Consider the following 19,912-nt stretch of genomic DNA (forward strand, 5'->3'; position numbering starts at 1 on the left):
GAGGTCAGGGCTCCGACGTCTCGGACTCCAGCGCCGCCCGGGTCGCCGTGCCGTAGACGCCCGACTCGTCGGTGAGGACCGCGCGGGTGACCTGGTAGGTGCGTACCGCGCCCTCGACCGTGCGGTCGTAGTCGCCGTCGGCGTCACCGCCGTAGAAGCCGATCTGGCGCAACCGGAGCTGGAGTTCGACCACCTCCGGTCCCTGGTCGCCGAAGCGCAGGACCGGGGGCCGTCCTTCCGCGTCGGTCGGTTCGGGGGCGGTGCCGCCCGGGGTGGTGCCCGCGCTGGAGGGGGCCGCGGTCGGGGTGGCGGCGGCCTCGGTCGGGGCAGGGGAGCTGTCGGACGGGGTCGTGTCGGGTGAGGGCGTCGCGCTCCGGGACGGCGAGGCGGACGCTGGGCCCGAGGACCGGCCCCCGGGGGAGGCTCCGTCCTGTGCCGAACCGTTCGGGACGGGCGCCCGTATGCCGCCGGTCACGGAGTCGTCCCGTGACGGTCTGTCATAGGTGAACAGCCCGCTCAGGAAAGCGGCCGTCAGCAGGACGGCCAGGGTGGCGCCCGCTCCGGTGATCAGCAGGGTGCGACGCCTGCGCCGCGCACTTTCGCGGGCATCCGCATCGAGGGGGAGCGGCGGGCCGGATGGCGCCTCCGAAGGATCGGGGGACGTGGGTACGACCGCTGCGTTCGCCAACTCCCTTGGCTCCCGCGGAACTTCCTCCTGATCCGTCCCGGCGTCGTCACCGAGCTCCACGAACGGCCGTATACGCACCGGATCGAAGTCCTCCGCGGCCGCCGCCTCCGCCGTGCGCGCCTCGCGACGGGCCTCGGACGCACGGTGGGTGCAGGAGCAGGCGGGGGTTCCGTCCGCTGCCCGGGGCGTACCGCACTCCGGGCAGACGGGGCCGTTCGGTTCACTCACTCAGGCGTCCCTCTCCGTGCAGGATCCAGAGTTTAGACATACGTTCTGCACGCAATCTCCATGCCCCTTGCGATGGGCGGAACCGAGGCCTCCAGGCCGCCCGGAACAAGCCGCGAAGACCCGGTCCCTCACGCCGACCGGCGCGGCGGCGTCCCCGTGCCGGGCCGGTCGAGGTGGGTGGTGAACCAGTCCCGGGCCAGTTCAGCGACGGTGGTGAGGGTGCCGGGTTCCTCGAAGAGGTGGGTGGCGCCCGGGACGACCGCGATCCGGTGCTCGCAGTGCATGCGGTCGGCGGCGAGGCGGTTGAGGCTGAGCACCTGGGTGTCGCGGCCGCCGACGATGAGCAGGGTCGGCGCCCGCAGACGGGTCAACGCGGCCGGGGTCGCCAGATCGGGGCGGCCGCCGCGGGAGACGACCGAGCGGATGCCGGAGCCGGACAGCGCGGCGGCCTCCAGTGCGGCGGCGGCCCCGGTGCTGGCCCCGAAGTAGGCGACGGGCAGGCCGGTCTCACCGCGCAGCCACACGGACGCGGCGTGCAGGCGCCGGGCCAGCAGCAGGATGTCGAAGACGTTGTGCCGGTCGTGCGCCTCGTCGTCGGTGAGGAGGTCGAGCAGCAGCGTGGCCAGGCCCGCACGGTTGAGGGCGGTGGCGACGTACTGGTTGCGCGGGCTGTGCCGGCTGCTGCCGCTGCCGTGCGCGAATGCCACGGCCGCCGGCGCCCCCTCCGGCACGACCAGACGGGCGCCGACCCGCGCGCCCGCGGCCGGGACCAGCACCTCGCGCTCCGACGGCGATGCGGGCGCGCCCGACGGTGTGGCTGCGGCGGGGGAGCGGGGCGCGGCGCGGGCGGCCTGCGTGAGAAGGGACGTGACCTCGGCGTCCGTGACCTGGGCGAAGTCCCGGTACCAGGCGCCCACCGAGCCGAGGATCCGGTGTGTGTGCGGGCAGACCACGTCGTCGGCGACCCGCCGCAGCCGGGCGACGCTGTGGGCCGCCCCGACGGGTACCGCGAGCACGATCCGGGCCGCGCCCTGACCTCGTACGACCCGGCAGGCGGCCTCGGCCGTGGCCCCGGTGGCGAGTCCGTCGTCCACGATGACGGCCGTGCGCCCGGCGACCGGCAGCGCGGCCCGCTCCCGCCGGTAGCTCCGCACACGCCGTTCCAGCTCGTCCCGCTCGGCGGCCTCCACGGACTCGCGCTCACCGGCCCGCAGCCCGGCCGCGTCGATCACGTCCTGGTTGAGGACTCGGACCCCGTGCTCGCCGATCGCCCCGAAGCCCCACTCCGGCTGCCCGGGCACGCCCAGCTTGCGCACCACCAGCACGTCCAGCGCGGCGCCGAGACTCCGGGCCACCTCGACGGCCACGGGCACGCCGCCGCGCGGCAGCCCCAGCACGACGACATCCTGACCGCGCAGCTCCTGAAGCCTCTCGGCCAGCAGCCGCCCGGCCGCACCGCGGTCGTCGTAACGCATACACCGCCTCCCGCGCCCACCAGGGCGGGAGCCTGTCCCGTCCTTCTCAGGCTACGACTGTTCGCCCGCGGCCGGTGCCGGACGCAGGGTGCGGGGCTGCCGGGGCATCGGGGGATCTGCGGCGCGCCGCAGCGCCAATTCGATTGCGTGCGCGTCCCCGGACCCGGCATCGTGCCCGGACATCCGCCCGCGCCGTCCTGTCCGCCGAGGAGATACCGGTGTCCGACGTTCCCCCGCGCCGCCTGGCCCTCCTGGGAGGAGGCTTCTCCACCGAGGAGGACGGTCTGCTGGACGACTGGCTCCTGGGCCACGCGCGCACGCCCCGGCCCAAGGTCTGCTTTCTGCCCACCGCGAGCGGAGACGCCCCCGCGTACGCCGAGAGGTTTCTGGCCGCCTTCGGTCCGCGTGCCTCCTGTGTGCCGTCCGTGCTGTCCCTGTTCCAGCGAACGCTCGACGACGCTGCGCTGCGTGCCTTCCTGCTCGCCCAGGACGTCGTCTATGTGGGCGGCGGCAACACCGCCAACCTGCTCGCCGTGTGGCGCGTGCACGGTGTGGACCGGCTGCTGCGCGAGGCCTACGACCGCGGCACGCTGCTGTGCGGTATCAGCGCCGGCGCCAACTGCTGGGCCGAGGCCTCGCACACCGACTCCTTCGGCCCGCTGACGGCCCTGTCGGACGGGCTGGGACTGCTGCCGGGCTCGGTCTGCCCGCACTACGACAGCGAACCGGGGCGCCGCCCCTCCTACCACGCGGCGGTGGCGAGCGGAGCGCTTCCGGCCGGGTGGGCCCTGGACGACGGCACCGGGGCCCTCTTCACGGACGGGCTCCCGACGGAGGCGGTGACGCGCGCTCCGGGTGCGCGGGTGTACCGGGTGGAGCCGGACGAGGCAGGAGACGGCGTCCATGAGCGCGCCGTGCCGTGTCGCGATCTGCGAGCCGCACCCGAAGGGCACCACTGATCACGATTCCGTCCCGGCCGCCCGGGACTTGGCGATATCCCGTCGGTACCCGGCGGCAGTTGCGGTGTTCAATCACTCGTATCGCGTCACGCATCACGGCACGAACGGACGGCCCCCCACGTCAGGAGGCATCGTGATCGCCGCTCCCGAGCCCGGTCTGACCGAACGCGACATCGTCGAACGCGCCGTGCACCTGCGGCCCGTACTGCTCGAACGCCAGCCGGAGACCGAACGGCTGACGCACTACCCCAAGGACACCCACGACGACTTCCTGCGGGCCGGCTTCTACCGGATGCTCCAGCCGCGCCGGTACGGCGGCTACGAGTTCGGCCTGCCCACCTTCTACCGCGTGGCCACCGAGATCGCGCGCGGCTGCCCCTCCACCGGCTGGGCCCTGACGCTCACCTCCGCCCACGTCCTCCAGGTCGCCTCGGTCTTCGAGGAGCGGGCGCAGGACGAGATCTTCGGCAGCGACGGCGACTTCCGGGCCGCGTCCACCGTCGCGCCCATCGGCGTCGCGCGGCCCGACGGCGACGGCCATGTCGTCCTCGACGGCACCTGGCCGTACTCCTCCGGCGCCCCGTACTCCACCCACTACGTCGGCCAGACCCTGAGCGCCCCCGACCGGCCCGGAGGCCCGCCGGGGCCGCCGGTGCTGTTCGTCGCCCCGCGCTCGGTGTGGACGGTGCTCGACGACTGGCACGGCATCCTCGGCCTGCGCGGCACCGGCTCGAACAGCGTCCTCATGGAGCAGGCCCGCATTCCCGGCCACCTAACCAGAGAGGCGAGCCTGCTCGATCTGCCCGTCGAGGGCGGCAGTGTCGGCTCGGAGCTGCACGGCAACCCGATGTACGCCGGTCGTGCGCCGAGCTTCTTCCACGGCGAGCTGGCCGCCATCATGATCGGCACCGCGTACGCCGCCGCCGACGAGTACGCCCGTGCCGTCGCCGGCCGCCCCCTCCTCCACGAACCCGACCGCACCCGCGCCGAACTCCACGACTACCAGCGCCACCTCGGCGAGGCCCTCGGCGTGATCCACACGGCCGAGGCGGCACTCCAGCGCACCGCCGAGGAGTGGATGGAGACCTGCCACCGCAACACGGCCGGCATCGCCCCCTTCACCCTCGCCGAGGACAACCGCCTCGCGCTCATGTTCCTGAACGCGGGCCGTATGACCTGGGACGTCCTCCAGGGCACCCTGTTCCGCACGGCCGGTTCCCGGCACGCGCGCGACGGTGAGCGGATGCAGCGCTACTTCCGGGACGCGGCGACGTACTGGACCCACGTGGGCCCCAGCATGGCCGAGCCGCTCGCCCGCCGGGTCGGCTGCGACCGCCTGGGGCTGCCGTCCGACCACATTCCGTTGATCCCCTGAGAAATGATCTCCCGAAGACCCGGCCGATCCACTGGACTGCCATAGGAATGCTCCGGTCCGGATCGGGTACGCGAGCAGGACCGTACGACCGCCGCTACCAGGGGATCCACCATGCACACACCCGCGAACGACTACAACGCCACTCCGGCCCGCCGAGCGTTGGACGCGCTGGCCGGTGACACGGAGGACAGGGCGGCGATGGACGCGCTCGCGAGCAGCGATGTGCTCATCCCCGTACCCGACGACGCCGCCACGGAGGACGCCCTGGACCCCGCGACCGTCGCGCTGCCGGTCATGGAACAGCCGGGCGGCGACCCGACGGTCCCCGTGTTCACCTCGGAGCCCGCGATGGCCGCACTGCTGCCCTTCGTCTCCCGCTACCGCCTGGTACCCCTGGGCGCACTCGCCTCGCAGTGGCCGTCCGACGACCTGGCCCTCACCATAGACGCCGGCTCGCCGCACCCCCTGACGCTGTCCTCGGAGGGCGTACGGACCCTGCTGGCGCGGTCGTAGCGCGGCGCGAGGCAGCCGCTCTCACAGGGCCTTTCCGGGGTTGAGGATGCCCCGCGGATCGAACGCGTCCTTCAGGCGCCGCTGCACGGCATGGGCGGCGGGACCGAGCTCGTCGGCCACCCACTGCCGCTTCAGCAGCCCCACCCCGTGCCCCCCGGTCAGCGTTCCGCCGAGCCGCAGGGCCAGCGCGAAGATCTCGCCCGCCGCCTCCCACGCGGCATCGGGGAGCCGGTCCAGGGCCGGGTCCACGACGATGATCGGGTGCAGGTTCCCGTCCGCCGCGTGCGCGAGGGTGTAGACCGGCACGTCGTGGCGCACGGAGATGGTGCGGATCTCCCGCACCGCCTCCGCGAGGCGGGACCGGGGCACCGCGATGTCCTCGATCAGCGGGCGCCCCAGTCGCTCCAGCGCCGGCAGGGCGAGCCGGCGGGCGGCGAGCAGGGCGTCCGCCTCGGCGGGGTCCTCGGTGGTCTCGACGGTCGTGGCCAGGGGCGTCAGCAGCCGCGCGACCACGTCCGCCTCGGTCGCGGCGCCGGCACCGTCGCACTGCACGACCAGCAGCGCGGCCCCCCGCTCCCGCAGCGCCGGGTCGATGGCGCCCAGCACGGGTCCGTCCACGAGCTCGGCCAGCGCGGGCACGACACCGGCCCGGCCGATCGCGTACGAGGCCTCGGCGGCCGCCTCGAAGGAGGGGAAGTAGGCGGCGACCGTGGCCGTCGCCACCGGCACCGGACGCAGGCGCAGCGTCGCCGAGGTGATCACCGCGAGGGTGCCCTCCGAGCCGGTGAGCAGCGCGGTGAGGTCGTAGCCGGTGACGCCCTTGACGGTACGGCGGCCGGTCGCGATCACCGTCCCGTCGGCGAGCACCGCCTCCAGACCCAGCACACTGTCCCGGGTCACCCCGTACTTCGCGCAGCGCAGTCCGCCCGCGTTGGTCGCGATGTTCCCGCCGATCGTGGACAGCGCAGCGCTCGCCGGGTCGGGCGCGTACCGCAGCCCGTGCTCGCCTGCCGCCCGGTCCAGCTCGGCGGTGATCACACCGGGTTCGACGACGGCGAGCTGGTCGTCCGCCGACAGCTCCAGGATCCGGTTCATGCCGGACAGGTCCAAGACCAGGGAGCCCTCCGATGCCGTCGCTCCGCCGGACAGGCCGGTGCCCGCACCACGCGGCACCACCGGGACACGCAGGGCGTGCGCGTGCCGCAGCGTCACCGTCACGTCCTGCGTGCGCCGGGCGTGCACGACGGCCAGCGGCTCGCCGCCCGGCCGGGTGCCGGAGCGGTCCGTGGAGCGCGCCGCGAGGACGGCCGGGTCGGTGGTCAGCCGGTCGGGCGGCAGGTCCCGGGCCAGCAGGCCCAGGAGCCGGGCGGACACGGTCGTCTCGGGTGCTGCCGTCATGGGGTGAGTGCCTTTGTTCCGATCGCGAGCAGGGAGACGTCCGCCTGGGGCGCGTGCACCGGCGCGCACTGGATGTCGCGGAAGTGCCGCTCCAGCGGGTTGCCGCGGGCCAGCCCCGGATTGCCGAGGAGGCGTACCGCCAGCTCGACGGCCCGCAGTCCGTGCCGATCGGCCAGCACACGGGCGCCGAGGGCCTGTTCGGGGCTGTACGAGATGTCGCCGGCGTCGAGCTTCGCGGCCCCGTCGAACACCACTTGCTCGGCCGCCGCGAGCAGCACCTCGATCTCCCCGGCCGTGCGCCGGAAGCGTTCCGTACGGGCCACCGGATGGCCCAGGTTGGCGGGCACGCGCTCACGGGCGAAGGCGTGGAAGTAGGCCTGCGCCGCGCGGGCGACGCCCAAGTAGAGCGCGGCGAGCGGGACATGGAGGGCCGCGCCCGCCCGGTTGTCCTGCTCGGCGGCCGGACCGTACGGGCCGATCCCGATCACGTGCTCGTACGGGACCTCCACCTCGTCGAACGTCACGTCGTGGCTCCCGCTGGCCCGAAGCCCCAACTGGTCCCAGCGGGTCGCTGTCTCGATGCCCGGGGAGCCGCCGGGCACCAGGAAGGTGCCCACTCGCGGCTCCGGCTCGTCGGTGTGCGCCCACACCAGGAACCAGTCCAGCCCCTCGGCGCCCGTCACGAACCGCTTGGTCCCGCTGACCGCCCAGCCGTCGGCCGTACGGCGCGCCCGGGTCGCGGGCAGCCCGCCCCGCGCGGGGGAGCCCAACTCGGGCTCCACACGCGCGTGGTTGATCAGGACCGGCCGCTCGAACGACTCCTTGACCACGCGCGCGTACAGCTCCTGCGGCCAGTGCGGCTGAGCGGCCTGCCGGGCGTGGGTGTTCAGCGTCATCGCCGTGATCAGCGCGACCGACGGGTCGAGCCGCCCCAGGGAGTGCAGGATCCGGGCGGTCTCCTCGACGCCCCCGCCGCGGCCGCCGTACCGCTCACCGATCGTCGCGGTGAGCAGTCCCGCCTCGTGCGCGATCCGCAGGGACTCGACGGGAAAGGCGGCCGAGCGGTCGTACTCGACGGCCAGATCGGCGATACGCGCGGTCGTCCCGGTTGGCGCTGTCGTCTCGGTCGTCACAGGGCCTTCTTCAGATCGGCGTTCAGGTCGGTGGTCCAGAACGACTTCACGTCCAAGTGCTCCTTCAGCGCGCCGAGTTCGGTGAAGACGTCGGCGACCTTCTGCTGCGAGGCGATGGTGTCGTCGCCGACCGTCCGGGCCTGGGTCGGCCGCTGGGCCTGCGCGTCGACCAGGTCCTTCTTCGCCTGGGCGAGGGGCTGGTGGGTGGCGTCGGCGGTGATCTTCGCGAAGCCGTCGAGGTGGCCGTCGCGTACGTAGGCGACCGCCGCCGTCCAGGAGGTGCGCCCCGGCTGCCGGGTGCGGTTCCGGATCGACCGCTCGGCCCGGCTCGTGGAGGCCGTGGAACGCGGCAGCGTCGATGTCGCGGTGTACGTCACGGAGGCCGCCGCCACCGAGGGCACCCCCGTGGGCGGCCTCCCGCTCACCTGGCACGCCGTCCCCGGCTGGGCGCCTCCGGCCGCACCCGCTCCGGTGCCGCTGGTCGCCATCGAGGAACCGTGCGCGATCCGCCGCCGCGCCATCGCGACCCTCGCCCGGCACGGAGTGGCCGCCACGGTCGTCGGTGACGCCGGATACCTCGCGGGCGTCCTCGACATCGCCCGCACCGGCCAGGGCGTCGCCCTGCTCGCCTCGGTCGGCGCCGCGCCCGACGGGCTCGCCCCGTGCGAGGGCCTGCCCGCCGTCACGCCGATCGCGATGAGCGCACTCGCCCGCCCGGGCGCGGATCCGGCGACGACCGAGGCCGCCTTCGGTGCCGTACGGGAACTGCTGCGCCAGGGGTGACGTCCGGCGGTGATCTACCCGGCTCGGTGAAGGTCGGCCGGAACTGCTCCCTGTTCGGGGGTGGTTCGGCCGTATGGAGAGGGAAGATCCCATCGGGAGGGCCGAGCGAAAGGGTGGGGGGTCGTCTTGAGGGTCGTCCTGCTCGGTACCGCCGCCGGGGGTGGTTTCCCACGGTGGAACTGCGCCTGTGCGCGGTGCGCCGCCGCCCGTGACGGCAAGCTGCCCACCCGTACCCCGGAGTGCGCGGCCGTCACCGGCAACTCCCGGGACTGGTGGCTGCTGAACACCTCGCCGGACATCCGTGCTCAGCTCACCGCCGCCTCCGCCCTGTGGCCCGGACCCCGGCACACTCCGGTGCGCGGCGTGCTGCTTACCGACGGCGAGGCCGATCACCTGGCCGGCCTGGCGGTGCTGCGCGAGGCCGCGGGCATGAAGACGTACGCCGCTCCTCCGGTGCTCGCCGCGCTGGCTCCGGCCCGGGTGGCCCTGGACCGCCACGCCCCGTGGGAGTGGGCGGACAGCCTGACGGAGGGCGGGTTCGTGCTGTCCGGCGGTCTGGTCGTCACGGCGCACCCCGTCGTGGGGGAGCCGCCCGCGTACGTGCCGGGCCGGGCGAAGGACCGTCGCTGGGTGACGGCGTACCGGATCGAGGACCTGGCCACCGGGGGCGTCCTCGTGTACGCGCCCCGCGTCGGCACCTGGACCGCTGTGCTGGACGACCTCGTCGCGGCGGCGGACTGCGTCGTGCTGGACGGCACCCATTTCGCGGCGGACGAGGCGGCGCGGGCCGGACGGCATCTGCCCGTCTCGGGGCCCGTCGGCAGCCTCACCGCCCTGACCCGCCACCCGCACGTCCGCCGTGTCTACACCCACCTCGCCGACACGAATCCGCTGCTCGACCCGGCCTCGACGGCTCGCGCACAGGTGGCGGAGGCGGGCGTCGAAGTCCTCGCGGACGGGGCGGAGTTCGTGCTCTAGCCGGTCGGGTCGCGGCCTTCAGGCGATCGGCTCCAGCCGCTGGGCCTCCGGCTTGCGGCGTCAGGCGCCCAGCATCCGGGCCAGCGCGTCGCGCTGCAGCGGCAGGACCTCGGCGTGCAGGTCACGGCCCTTGCGGGTGAGAGTGACGAAGACCCCGCGCCGGTCCTCCGCGCAGATGGAACGCTCCACCAGGCCGTCCTTCTCCAGCCGGCCGATGAGCCGGGACAGGGCGCTCTGGCTGAGATGAACCCGTCCGACGAGGTTCTGCACCCGGCACTGGTCGCCCTCCTCGGGCGCGGCGGACGCCAGGATGTCGAGCACCTCGAAATCGCTCGCGCCCAGCCCGTGCGGGTGCAGGACGCGATCGATCTCGCACATCGTGCGCGCGTGCACCGCCAGGATGTCCCGCCACCGTTCCTCGAGCCCCGCGTCGGCCGTCTTCAGTGCCATACCGGAACGGTAGCACCGATTCAGCCATTCGTTGACTATGCAACTAGTGCACGCGCAACAGATGTGCGGATCGGGGTAGGCGAGGTTAGGGCCGTCACTCGGTCGGGTCCTGGAGGATCCCCACGAGATTGCCGTCGGCGTCCTTCACGGAGGCGATCAGCCTGCCCCCGCCGACGTCCTTCACGTCCTGGAGGGTCTCCGCCCCCGCCTCCAACAGGGCCGCCAGGGTCGCCCTGATGTCGGCCACGTGCCAGTAGGGGACCGGGCCGGTCATGCCCTTCGCGTGGCCGTTGGGGTCCAGGCCGACGTCCTGTCCGGCGTCCTTGAAGCCGACGTAGTACGGCTCGTCCGCATACGGCTGTGTGCCCAGCAGGGTGCTGAACAGGGCCTTCGCCCGGTCGAGGTCCTTGACGGGGTAGATGATCGTGTTGAGTCCGGCGGTCATGGCGCTCTCCTCGGTGAAGCGTGCTCCGACGCGTCTCGTCGGTGGTTTCACGCTAGGACGGGGGAGCGGTTGCGTACTTCTCGATTCCTGACCGATCGCACGGCGGGAGCGCGCCGCCGACCGCCGGGTCGAGGGCCCGCCGCCGGCCGTAGCGCCGGGCGGTGCGCCCTCACGGTCCGCTCGCGCCCTTGGGGCCCGTGAACAGATCCCCGCGCGCCGCTGCGTGTGGCGCCCCCCCATCGCCGCCGTCCGGGCGCGCCCTTCGGGCGGACGACAAGGATCCGTTCACGCGCCCTTACGTCGACTCCCGCCGCACCAGCTCCGTAGGCAGAATCACCGCCGCCGGATCCTCACCGCCGATCTGCGCCAGCAGCACCCGCACCATCTCCGCGCTGATCCGGTCCCAGGGCTGCCGGATCGTGGTGAGCTCGGGGCGTGCGGCGAGCGCGGCGGGGGAGTCGTCGAAGCCGCCGACCGCGACGTCCTGCGGCACCCGGCGCCCGGTCCGCCCCAGGGCCGTCAGCACGCCCTGTGCCATCAGGTCGGATGCGACGAACACCGCGTCCAGGTCCGGCGCCTGCGCCAGCAGCCGCTCGGCGCCCGCCTCACCGCTGGCCCGGCTGTAGTCGCCGGACACGATGAGCCGGTCGTCGATCTCGATGCCCGCCTCGGCGAGCACCTCCTTGTAGCCGGCGAGCCGCTCCACACCGCCCGGGGTGTCCAGCGGACCGGTGACCACGCCGATACGGCGGCGGCCGACGGACAGCAGATGGCGCACCATGTCCCGGGCGCCGTCCCGGTCGTCCGCCGCCACATAGCTGACCTTGGAGCCCAGCCCGATCGGCTTGCCGCACGCCACCAGCGGCACACCCGCCTCACGCAGCTCCTCGGCCACAGGATCACCGGAGTGGCTGGAGACCAGTAGCACCCCGTCGACGTGCCCCGCCGTGATGTACCGCGTTATGCGCCGCCGTTCGTCCTTCGTGCCCGCCAGCATCAGCAGCAACGGGATGTCGTGCGCGGCCAGCGCCTGGGTGCAACCCCGCAGCAGGACGTTGAAGTTGGGGTCCTCGAAGAACTTCTCCTGCGGCTCGGTCAGCAGGAACCCGATGGAGTCCGAACGCCCGGTGATCAGCGAGCGCGCATGCCGGTTGACGACGTAACCCGTCTTGCGGATCGCCGCGTTGACCGCCTCCTGCGCGGTCGGGCTGACGTAGTGCCCGCCGTTGAGCACGCGCGAGACGGTGCCCCGTGAGACTCCTGCCTCGCGCGCCACGTCGTGGATCGTCGGCGGTCTGCGTCGGCCCCCCGTGTTGCTCATGGTCATGACTTTACGGCTCCGGAGAGCAGATCGAGGCTCCAGAACCGCTGGATGACCAGGAAGAGTGCCACCAGCGGGATCACCGCGAGGAACGCCCCGGTGATCACCAGCGTGTACAGCGCGGGCGTGTTGGCGCCCTGTTCGAGGAGCGTGTACAGGCCCAGCGTGATCGGGAACCGCTCGTCGTCGCTGAGCATGATGTACGGCAGCAGGAAGTTGTTCCAGATCGCCACGAACTGGAACAGGAACACCGTCACCATGCCGGGCACCATCATCGGCAGCGCGACCCGCGTGAAGATCCGCCACTCGCTCGCGCCGTCCATCCGGCCGGCCTCGACCACGTCGGCGGGGACGGCCGCGGCCGCGTAGATCCGCGCGAGGTAGACGCCGTACGGCGAGAGGATCTGCGGGAGCAGCACCGAGAGGTACGAGTCCGTCAGGTCGGCCTCGGCCAGCAGCAGGTACTGCGGGATGGCCAGGATCACCGGCGGCATCAGCACACCCGCCAGCAGCACGTTGAAGATCGCCTCGCGGCCGGGGAAGCGGTACATCGCCAGGGCGTAGCCGCTGAACGCCGACACGCACGTCGACAGCAGGGCGCCGACACCGGCGTACAGGGCGGAGTTGCCCATCCACTGCCAGTACACGCCGTCCCGGTAGGCGCTCAGGTCCGAGAAGTTGTCGGCGAAGCCCGTGCCCGGCAGGAAGGTGAACGTGGAGAACAGCTCACTGCCGGACTTCGTCGCCGCGATCACCACCCAGGCGACGGGCAGCAGGCAGTAGACCGCGCCGAGGACCAGGGTGACCGTCGGGATCAGCGCGATCCGGCGCCGCAGCGGCGGGCGGCTCTGGGCGGTACCGGGCGTGGTACCGGCGGCCGGGCTGGTCTTGCTCACGGCAAGAGAACTCATCGCGCTGCCTCCTGCTTGTTACGACGGTTCGCGGCCCGCAGGAAGCCGAAGGACAGCAGCAGCGTGGCCAGAGCGATGATCGTGGCCTGCGCGGCCGCCGCGTAGATGTCGCCCTTGCCGAAGGCGTCCTGGTACACCTTCATCAGCGGACTCCACGTCGTGGACACGGAGTTGGTGAGCGGCTTGAGGGTGGTCGGCTCGTTGAACACCTGGAGCGTGGCGATGATCGAGAAGAAGAAGGTCAGCACCAGCGAGGGCGTCACCATCGGGATCTTGATCCGCAGCGCGACCTGCAGCGGCGTGGCACCGTCCAGCTTGGCCGCCTCGTACACCTCGGCCGGGATCGCCTGCAACGAGGTGTAGATGACGATCATGTTGAAGCCGGTGCCTCCCCAGACCGCGATGTTCGACAGGGCGAGGTAGAGCGGACCGCCGTCCAGCAGGTCCGGCTGCGGCAGCCCCAGTTTGTCGAGCACGAAGTAGAAGGGGCTGACGTCCGGCAGGTACAGGAAGCCCCACAGGAGCGCCGCCACGACGCCGGGGATGGCGTACGGCAGGAAGATCGCGAGCCGGGTGAAGGGCGCGAGGCGCACCTTCTCGGAGTCGAGCATCAGCGCGAACAGCAGGGCGAGGCCCAGCATCACCGGGACCACGATGCAGCCGTAGCCGAGCACGCGCAGCGCGCCGTCGACCAGTTCGCTGTCGGTGAGGGCGTCGGTGTAGTTCTCCAGACCGGCCCAGACCTCCTTGCGGGCACCGGCACCGAGGCCGAGCCCGGAGACCTTCACCTTGCGGAAGCTGAGCCAGATCGCGTAGCCGATGGGCAGTGCGAAGAACAGGGCGAAGAGGATCGTTGCGGGGAGGAGGAAGGCGTACGGGGCCCCCTTCACCCCGTACGCCCTCCGGCTTGTGCTGGTCACTCGGAGACCTCGAAGCCCTGCTTCTCGAGGTCGGCGACCGTGTCGTCCTGCATGGTGGTCAGGGCGGCGACGAAGTCCGACTTGTTCTTGGCGGCCTTGCCGAAGGCGTCCTTGAAGGTCGTGTAGGCGACGTTCACGTTCGGGCCCCACGCCGACGGAGCCGTGGTCTCGGCGATCTCGGCGGCCTTCGTGTAGAAGTCGGCCTGGTTGGAGAAGTAGTCCGGCGGCGTGGTGAAGGCGCCGCTGAGCTGGGCCGAGGTGGAGGCCGGGTAGATGCCGCTCTCCTTGGCCAGCGCGTTGAGGGCGTCGCCGTCGGTGTTCAGCCAGGCGGCGAACTTCGCGGCGGCCGCCTTGTGCTTGGAGTCCGTCGTGACGGCGGTGGAGGAGCCGCCCCAGCTGCCGGTGACGTTCTCCGACTGCGACCACTGGGGGAGCGGGGCCATGGCCCACTTGCCCTTGGTGTCGGGCGCGGCCGTGGTCAGGGTGCCCGGGGCCCACACGGCGCTGACCCAGGCGATCTGCTTACCGGTGTTGAGCGCCTTGTTCCAGGCCGGTGTGTACATCGGCTGGTTGTCGATGGCGCCCTCCTTGACGAGGTCGCCCCAGAACTTGGCGACCTTCTGGGAGGCGGCGTCGTCGATGCCGACCTTCCACTTCTCGCCGGAGGTCGTCCACCACTTGGCGCCGGCCTGCTGGGCGAGGCCCGCGAAGAGGCCGGAGTCGTTGGCGGAGAAGGTGGTGAGGTCCGTGTCGGGGGACTTCTTCTTCAGCGCACGGGCGGTCTCGGCGAACTGCTCCCAGGTCGTCGGTACCGTCAGGCCGTACTTCTTGAAGAGGTCCTCGCGGTAGTAGAACATCATCGGCCCGATGTCCTGCGGGACCGCGTAGACCGCGTCCGTGCCCAGCGTGGTCTGCTGCCACACGCCGTCGGCGAACTTGCTCTTCGCGTCGCCGACCTCGCTCGCTATGTCCGCGACCGCGTCATTGCTGACCAGTGTCGGCAGCGCCTGGTACTCGGCCTGGACCAGGTCCGGGGCCTTGCCGGCCTTGTGCGCGGTGAGGATCTTGGTGACCAGCGTGTCGCCGGACGCCTGCTTCTTCACCGTGACCGTGATCTGGTCCTTCTTGCCCTGGCCCTTGTTCCACAGGTCGACGACCTTGTCCATGCCGGGCGTCCAGGTCCAGTACGTCAGCGAGACGGGGCCGGATTCGGCCTCGCTGTCGTCCTCGGACGAGCCGCAGGCGGCGAGGGCGGTGGCGCCGAGGGCGACGGCGACGGACACAGCTGCGCTTCTGACGAAGAACCGCCGCTTGGTGTTGGGCATGGATCTCTCCCCTGACCTGGGGCCTCCGCCTGCTGCGAGGGCCCGCCATGCTTCTGTGAGCGTTCACAGTAGAGAAACATCCCGGACACTTGTCAATGGTTGTTGCTGTGCGGTTATGTTGGGCTCGCACCGCTGAACGGGTGTGTGCACGTTCCCAAATGATCGATTAAACGGGAGAGATCCATGCCGGATACCACCCCCAGGGGCCTCGCCAGGCTCGCCTTCGGTGGGGACTACAACCCCGAGCAGTGGCCGGAAAGCGTCTGGCAGGAGGACGTCCGGCTGATGCGGGAGGCCGGCGTCACGATGGTGAGCGTCGGGATCTTCTCCTGGGCCCTGCTGGAACCCTCACCCGGTGTGTACGACTTCGGCTGGATGGACCGCCTGTTCGCCCTGCTGCACGAGAACGGCATACGCGTCGACCTGGGCACGCCCACCGTCTGCCCGCCGGTGTGGTTCTACCGGGCCCACCCCGAGGCCCTGCCCGTGACGCCGGAGGGGGTGCGCCACGAGTTCGGCTCCCGCGCCGCGATCTGTCACAGCAACGCGGACTACCGGGCGGCGGCCGCCTCCATCACCACCCAGCTCGCCGAACGCTACGGCGACCACCCGGCGCTGGCGATGTGGCACGTGCACAACGAGTACGGCGTCCCCGTCTCGGCCTGCTACTGCGACTCCTGCGCCGCGCACTTCCGCCGCTGGCTGGAGTCGACGTACGGGACGGTCGACGCGGTCAACGAGGCCTGGGGCACCGCCTTCTGGGGCCAGCGCTACGCCGACTTCGGGCAGATCAACCCGCCGCGCCTGACGCCGACGTCCGTCAACCCGGCCCAGGCGCTGGACTACAAGCGCTTCGCCGACGCCACCATGCGCGAGAACTTCGTCATGGAACGGGACATCCTGCACCGCCTCTCGCCGGGCGTCCCCGTCACGACCAACTTCATGACGGCCCTCAGCCAGTGCGACTCCGTCGACTACTGGGCCTGGGGCCGTGAGGTCGACATCGTCACCAACGACCACTACCTGATCACCGACGGCCGCCGCACCCATGTCAACCTCGCGATGGCCGCCGACCTCACCCGGTCCGTGGCCGGCGGAGCGCCCTGGATCCTCCTGGAGCACTCCACCTCGGGCGTCAACTGGCAGGCCCGCAACCCGGCCAAGGCCCCCGGCCAGATGGCCCGCAACTCCCTCGCCCATGTGGCGCGCGGCTCCGAGGGCGCCATGTTCTTCCAGTGGCGGCAGTCCCGGCGCGGTGCCGAGAAGTTCCACTCGGCGATGGTCCCGCACGGCGGCACCGACACGCGCGTGTGGCGCGAGGTGGTCGAACTCGGCGCCGCCCTCGACTCGTTGAGCGGCGTGCGCGGCACCCGCACCCAGGCCGACGTGGCCATGCTGTGGGACTGGCACTCCTGGTGGGCACAGAACCTCGACTGGCGCCCCAGCGAGGACCACGACCCGCGCGAGCGCGCCGACGCCTTCTACGAGGTGCTCTACGACCGCCACCTCACGGTCGACTTCGCCCACCCGGAAGCCGACCTGTCGGCCCACCCCCTGGTCGTCGCACCCGCCCTGTACCTGATGACGGAGGCGGCCGGCCGCAATCTGCGCCGATACGTCGAGAACGGCGGCACCCTCGTCGTGTCGTACTTCTCCGGCATCGTCGACGAGCACGACGCCGTGCACGAGGGCGCCTACCCCGGCCCGCTGCGGGACGTCCTGGGCCTGACGGTCGAGGAGTTCTCGCCGCTCCTCCAGGACCAGCTGGTGCGGATCACCGGCCCGGACGGCTCCGAGCTCAGCGGCGACGTGTGGACGGAGTTCGTCGTCCCGCGCGGCGCCGAGACCGTGTGGACCTACGCCGACGGCCTGACCGCAGGCCACCCGGCCGTCACCCGGCACCGGCTCGGCGAGGGCACCGCCTGGTACGTCTCCACCCGCCTGGGCGCCGAGGGGCTCGACGCGCTGCTGGGCTGGGCGATCGAGGACGCCCAGGTCGCACCGCGTGTCGACCTGCCCCGCGATGTCGAGGTCGTGCGCCGCGCCGGCGAGTCGGGCAGCTACCTGTTCGCGATCAACCACACCGCGTCGGACGCCAAGGTGCCGCTGGAGACGCCCGGCACCGAGCTGCTGACCGGTGAACGCGCCGCGGGCCGTCTCGAGGTGCCCGCGGGAGCCGTCCGGGTCGTACGACTCGACGGCTGAGCCGACTCCCCTCCGCCCGCGCGTGCCGCGAGCCGCGGGCGGAGGGGCTTCACTCGCCGACTTCCTGGCGAGGGACACCCCCATCCCCATACGTCGAAGGGACGACGGACGAAGATGTTCCATCCCAGACGCACCCGCACCCTCCGGGGCCTGCTGATTCCGCTCACCGCCGGACTCGCCCTCACCGCCCTGCCCGCGCAGACCGCCTCGGCGGCGAGCACGCTCACCAACGGCGGCTTCGAGTCCGACGGCACCGGCACCGCGACACCGTCCGGCTGGTCCACGTACTCGGCGGGCGGCCAGAACTCGGCCTCCTTCACCGAAGCCGGTGGCCACGGCGGGAGTTACCGCCTGACCCACTACTCGTCCTCCGCCTACAAGGTGGAGACGTACCAGTACCTGTCCGGGCTCACCAACGGGAACTACAAGCTCACCGCCTGGGTCCGCTCCGGCGGTGGCCAGAACTCGGCGTACCTTGCGCTGAAGAACTGCGGCGGCACGGAGCAGCGCACCGACCTGCCGGTCTCGGCGAGTGGCTGGATCCGGATCGTCGTGCCGGTCAACGTGACCAACAACCAGTGCACGATCAGCATCAACAGTGACGCGAACGCGGGCAACTGGATCAACGTCGACGACCTGACCTTCGCCTCCGGCACGGGCGGCACGTCGATCCACGGCGCCGACATCTCCTCCCTCGCCAAGAGCGAGGCCAAGGGCGGTGTCTACAAGACGAGTTCGGGCACGACCGGCGACGCGGTCACCATCCTGAAGAACGCCGGCATGAACTACGCGCGCCTGAAGGTCTGGGTCAACCCGGCCGACGGCTACAACAACAAGACGCGCGTCCTCGCCATGGCCAAGCGGGTCAAGGCGGCCGGCATGAAGCTGCTGGTCGACTTCCACTACTCGGACACCTGGGCCGACCCGGGTGCCCAGAGCAAGCCCTCTGCCTGGGCCGGCCACTCGTACAGCCAGCTCAAGACCGACGTGTACAACCACACGTACGACGTGTTGAACGCGTTGAAGGCTCAAGGCACCACCGCCGACATGGTCCAGGTCGGCAACGAGATCAACGGCGGCATGCTGTGGAACGAGGGCTCCACGAACAACTGGTCACAGCTCGCCGGCCTGCTCAACTCGGGCTACGACGCGGTCAAGGCGGTGAACTCTTCCACCGCGGTCGCCCTGCACCTCGCCAAGGGCGGTGACCTGTCCGGCACCCGCTGGTGGTTCGACAGCGCGGTCTCCAACGGGGTGAAGTTCGACGCCATCGGCCTGTCGTACTACGGCTACTGGCACGGCTCGCTCTACGACTTCCAGACCACCCTGGACGACGCGGCCTCCCGCTACGGCAAGCCGGTCTTCGTCGCCGAGACGGCCTACCCGTTCCGGCTGGACAGCGAGGACTCGCACGAGGAGATCATCAACACCACCGGCGAACTGGTCTCCGGCTACCCGGCGAACACGGCCGGACAGCGCCGGTGGATGAACGACGTGGCCAGCATCGTGGAGGCCGTCCCGAACGGTCGCGGCCTCGGTGTCTTCTACTGGGAGGCGACCTGGACCGCCGTCTCCGGCAACGGCTGGGACCCGACCGACGCCTCTTCCGGCAACGGCTGGGAGAACCAGGCGCTGTTCGGCTACGACGACAAGGCGCTGTCGTCGACGGCGTGGTTCAGCCACCGCTGAGTTCGTTGAATCCACGACAGAAGGGCCCGGCCATCCCCATGCGGCCGGGCCCCGCCGCGTTACGGGTGAACAGCCTTGTGTCGTACGGCCGTTCGGTACCGGACAAGGGTCCGAGAGTCCCGGACGCGGTGGCTTCGACTGCGGGACAGTGGGAAGCCGCGTGAGGACGCGGCCCGTCAGAGGGAGGGACGAGATGCTGAGGACTCCCGTCAGCGCAAGGCGCCTGGACATCCTCGAATGGCTGAAGAACCCGGCCGCGCACTTCCCCAAGCCGCGACACGGCGACCCGGTCGAGGACGGCGTCACCGCGGACGCCATGGCCGAGAAGCTCGGCGTGTCGCGCAAGGTCGCCGAGACCCACCTCGGCCTCCTCGTGGACCTCGGCCTGCTGCGCACCAAGCGGATCCGGCGGCGCGTGCACTACCGGCGTGACGAGATGCGGATCGCCGAGGTGGCGCGCATGTTCGAGAAGGGTTGGTAGCCGCAGGACAGCAACCGCACCGGCCGTCCCCTAGCCCGTGCGGAGTGCCGATTCCGGGCTGAGCTCGTGATGCTCGCGCACCGCGATCCGGGCCAGCTTCGTCAGCATCATGCCGTTGCGGATCGCGACGACGTAGTCGACGGGCAGCCCGTGCATCCGGGTACCGGGGCCCCGCAGGGGGTGCCAGTCGATGACGAAGAGCGTGTGTTCGCCCCAGGGGATCAGCTTCATGGCGATCCGGGCCGCCCCGAAGGGATCCGCCTTCGCTTCGAGCTCCAGGCGCTGCTGTGGCTGGGAGATGCGTACGACGACGGTGTCGTCGAGGGTGACGCGGCCGATACCGACCCGGACGCGCAGCCGGGCGCCCACGTCGGGCCAATCCGGGTCCACGGCGAGAACCCGCTGGGTTCCCGTGACCCACTCCCCGTAGCGACGGCCGTCGGACAGCAGGCTCCAGACCTCGGACGGCGAGCTCAGGATCAGACGGCGATTGCGGGCCACGCCGACCACGCTCCTTCTGGAGTACAGGGCTTCTGCTGCTCAGCGGGCCCTTCGACAGTAGCGGCGCGGCGCACTCGGAGCATCCGCAGCGGGCGGGCCCGCGCAGGCCGAGGTTCCGAAGTGACCCTTCCGGC

20 protein-coding genes are annotated in these 19,912 nt (G+C 71.6%); 8 read left to right on the forward strand and 12 right to left on the reverse strand.

The features are described 5' to 3' along the window. Positions 1–4: 4 nt before the first annotated feature. Both ABD932_RS19090 and ABD932_RS19095 read right to left on the reverse strand, forming a co-directional pair. Positions 5–916 (reverse strand): peptidoglycan-binding domain-containing protein, encoded by a 912-nt coding sequence (locus ABD932_RS19090; protein WP_345014218.1) that lies wholly within the window; start codon positions 914–916, stop codon positions 5–7. Positions 917–1,044: 128 nt separating this feature from the next. Next, the gene (locus ABD932_RS19095; RefSeq protein ID WP_345014220.1) at positions 1,045–2,391 is read right to left on the reverse strand and encodes a phosphoribosyltransferase family protein; all 1,347 of its coding nucleotides are present in this window, start codon (positions 2,389–2,391) and stop codon (positions 1,045–1,047) included. Positions 2,392–2,609: 218 nt separating this feature from the next. On the opposite strand from ABD932_RS19095, the gene ABD932_RS19100 reads away from it, so the two are divergent. The 3 genes from ABD932_RS19100 (at position 2,610) to ABD932_RS19110 (ending at position 5,238) form a co-directional block, all read left to right on the forward strand. Further along, positions 2,610–3,350 (forward strand): Type 1 glutamine amidotransferase-like domain-containing protein, encoded by a 741-nt coding sequence (locus ABD932_RS19100; RefSeq protein ID WP_345014222.1) that lies wholly within the window; start codon positions 2,610–2,612, stop codon positions 3,348–3,350. A 133-nt stretch (positions 3,351–3,483) separates the two neighbouring features. Continuing rightward, positions 3,484–4,725: an acyl-CoA dehydrogenase family protein gene (locus ABD932_RS19105; RefSeq protein ID WP_345014224.1), complete on the forward strand. Its 1,242-nt coding sequence runs from the start codon at positions 3,484–3,486 to the stop codon at positions 4,723–4,725. A 111-nt stretch (positions 4,726–4,836) separates the two neighbouring features. Continuing rightward, entirely contained in the window at positions 4,837–5,238 is a 402-nt protein-coding gene (locus ABD932_RS19110; RefSeq protein ID WP_345014226.1) for an SseB family protein, read from the forward strand. Positions 5,239–5,259: 21 nt separating this feature from the next. Here the strand turns inward: ABD932_RS19110 and ABD932_RS19115 are convergent, their stop codons facing one another. From ABD932_RS19115 to ABD932_RS19125, 3 genes are read right to left on the reverse strand one after another with little or no spacing between them, the layout of a single operon-like run. Then, positions 5,260–6,636 (reverse strand): FAD-binding oxidoreductase, encoded by a 1,377-nt coding sequence (locus ABD932_RS19115; RefSeq protein WP_345014228.1) that lies wholly within the window; start codon positions 6,634–6,636, stop codon positions 5,260–5,262. Then, positions 6,633–7,769 (reverse strand): acyl-CoA dehydrogenase family protein, encoded by a 1,137-nt coding sequence (locus ABD932_RS19120; protein ID WP_345014230.1) that lies wholly within the window; start codon positions 7,767–7,769, stop codon positions 6,633–6,635. The genes ABD932_RS19115 and ABD932_RS19120 overlap by 4 nt, the downstream gene beginning before the upstream one ends. Further along, positions 7,766–8,146, reverse strand: coding sequence for a type 2 periplasmic-binding domain-containing protein (locus ABD932_RS19125; RefSeq protein WP_345014232.1), 381 nt, complete (start codon positions 8,144–8,146; stop codon positions 7,766–7,768). Before ABD932_RS19125 ends, ABD932_RS19120 begins: the two co-directional genes overlap by 4 nt. On the opposite strand from ABD932_RS19125, the gene ABD932_RS19130 reads away from it, so the two are divergent. Next, entirely contained in the window at positions 8,067–8,552 is a 486-nt protein-coding gene (locus ABD932_RS19130; protein WP_345014234.1) for a LysR substrate-binding domain-containing protein, read from the forward strand. The genes ABD932_RS19125 and ABD932_RS19130 overlap by 80 nt on opposite strands. A 126-nt stretch (positions 8,553–8,678) precedes the next feature. Next, on the forward strand, positions 8,679–9,530 hold the full coding sequence (pqqB, locus tag ABD932_RS19135) for a pyrroloquinoline quinone biosynthesis protein PqqB (protein ID WP_345014236.1): 852 nt from the start codon (positions 8,679–8,681) through the stop codon (positions 9,528–9,530). Between the two features lie 60 nt (positions 9,531–9,590). On the opposite strand, the gene ABD932_RS19140 is transcribed toward pqqB, so the two are convergent. The 6 genes from ABD932_RS19140 to ABD932_RS19165 all read right to left on the reverse strand — a co-directional run bounded on the left by ABD932_RS19140 (position 9,591) and on the right by ABD932_RS19165 (position 14,902). Further along, positions 9,591–9,980, reverse strand: coding sequence for a MarR family winged helix-turn-helix transcriptional regulator (locus ABD932_RS19140; protein ID WP_345014238.1), 390 nt, complete (start codon positions 9,978–9,980; stop codon positions 9,591–9,593). Between the two features lie 94 nt (positions 9,981–10,074). Further along, positions 10,075–10,425: a VOC family protein gene (locus ABD932_RS19145; RefSeq protein ID WP_345014240.1), complete on the reverse strand. Its 351-nt coding sequence runs from the start codon at positions 10,423–10,425 to the stop codon at positions 10,075–10,077. Positions 10,426–10,720: 295 nt separating this feature from the next. After that, the gene (locus ABD932_RS19150; protein WP_345014242.1) at positions 10,721–11,752 is read right to left on the reverse strand and encodes a LacI family DNA-binding transcriptional regulator; all 1,032 of its coding nucleotides are present in this window, start codon (positions 11,750–11,752) and stop codon (positions 10,721–10,723) included. Then, positions 11,749–12,657 (reverse strand): carbohydrate ABC transporter permease, encoded by a 909-nt coding sequence (locus tag ABD932_RS19155; protein ID WP_345014243.1) that lies wholly within the window; start codon positions 12,655–12,657, stop codon positions 11,749–11,751. Before ABD932_RS19155 ends, ABD932_RS19150 begins: the two co-directional genes overlap by 4 nt. Continuing rightward, positions 12,654–13,577: a carbohydrate ABC transporter permease gene (locus ABD932_RS19160; RefSeq protein WP_345014245.1), complete on the reverse strand. Its 924-nt coding sequence runs from the start codon at positions 13,575–13,577 to the stop codon at positions 12,654–12,656. The genes ABD932_RS19155 and ABD932_RS19160 overlap by 4 nt, the downstream gene beginning before the upstream one ends. Beyond that, complete coding sequence (locus ABD932_RS19165) at positions 13,574–14,902, reverse strand: ABC transporter substrate-binding protein (RefSeq protein ID WP_345014247.1); 1,329 nt, start codon at positions 14,900–14,902, stop codon at positions 13,574–13,576. The genes ABD932_RS19160 and ABD932_RS19165 overlap by 4 nt, the downstream gene beginning before the upstream one ends. Positions 14,903–15,085: 183 nt before the next feature. Here ABD932_RS19165 and ABD932_RS19170 point away from each other — a divergent pair, with 183 nt between their 5' ends. From ABD932_RS19170 to ABD932_RS19180, 3 genes are all read left to right on the forward strand, one after another. Continuing rightward, positions 15,086–17,107: a beta-galactosidase gene (locus ABD932_RS19170; RefSeq protein WP_345014249.1), complete on the forward strand. Its 2,022-nt coding sequence runs from the start codon at positions 15,086–15,088 to the stop codon at positions 17,105–17,107. 114 nt (positions 17,108–17,221) lie between these two features. Beyond that, complete coding sequence (locus ABD932_RS19175) at positions 17,222–18,796, forward strand: glycoside hydrolase family 53 protein (protein ID WP_345014250.1); 1,575 nt, start codon at positions 17,222–17,224, stop codon at positions 18,794–18,796. Positions 18,797–18,989: 193 nt separating this feature from the next. Continuing rightward, a complete protein-coding gene (locus tag ABD932_RS19180; protein ID WP_345014253.1) occupies positions 18,990–19,277 on the forward strand; it encodes an ArsR family transcriptional regulator in 288 nt (95 codons plus the stop codon). A 30-nt stretch (positions 19,278–19,307) separates the two neighbouring features. Here ABD932_RS19180 and ABD932_RS19185 read toward each other — a convergent pair whose 3' ends face one another. Then, positions 19,308–19,778 carry an SRPBCC family protein gene (locus ABD932_RS19185; RefSeq protein WP_345014255.1) on the reverse strand — a complete coding sequence of 157 codons (471 nt, stop codon included), beginning with the start codon at positions 19,776–19,778 and terminating at the stop codon, positions 19,308–19,310. Positions 19,779–19,912 lie beyond the last annotated feature (134 nt).

Source organism: Streptomyces shaanxiensis, from assembly GCF_039537145.1.
In the GTDB taxonomy this organism is placed as follows: domain Bacteria; phylum Actinomycetota; class Actinomycetes; order Streptomycetales; family Streptomycetaceae; genus Streptomyces; species Streptomyces shaanxiensis.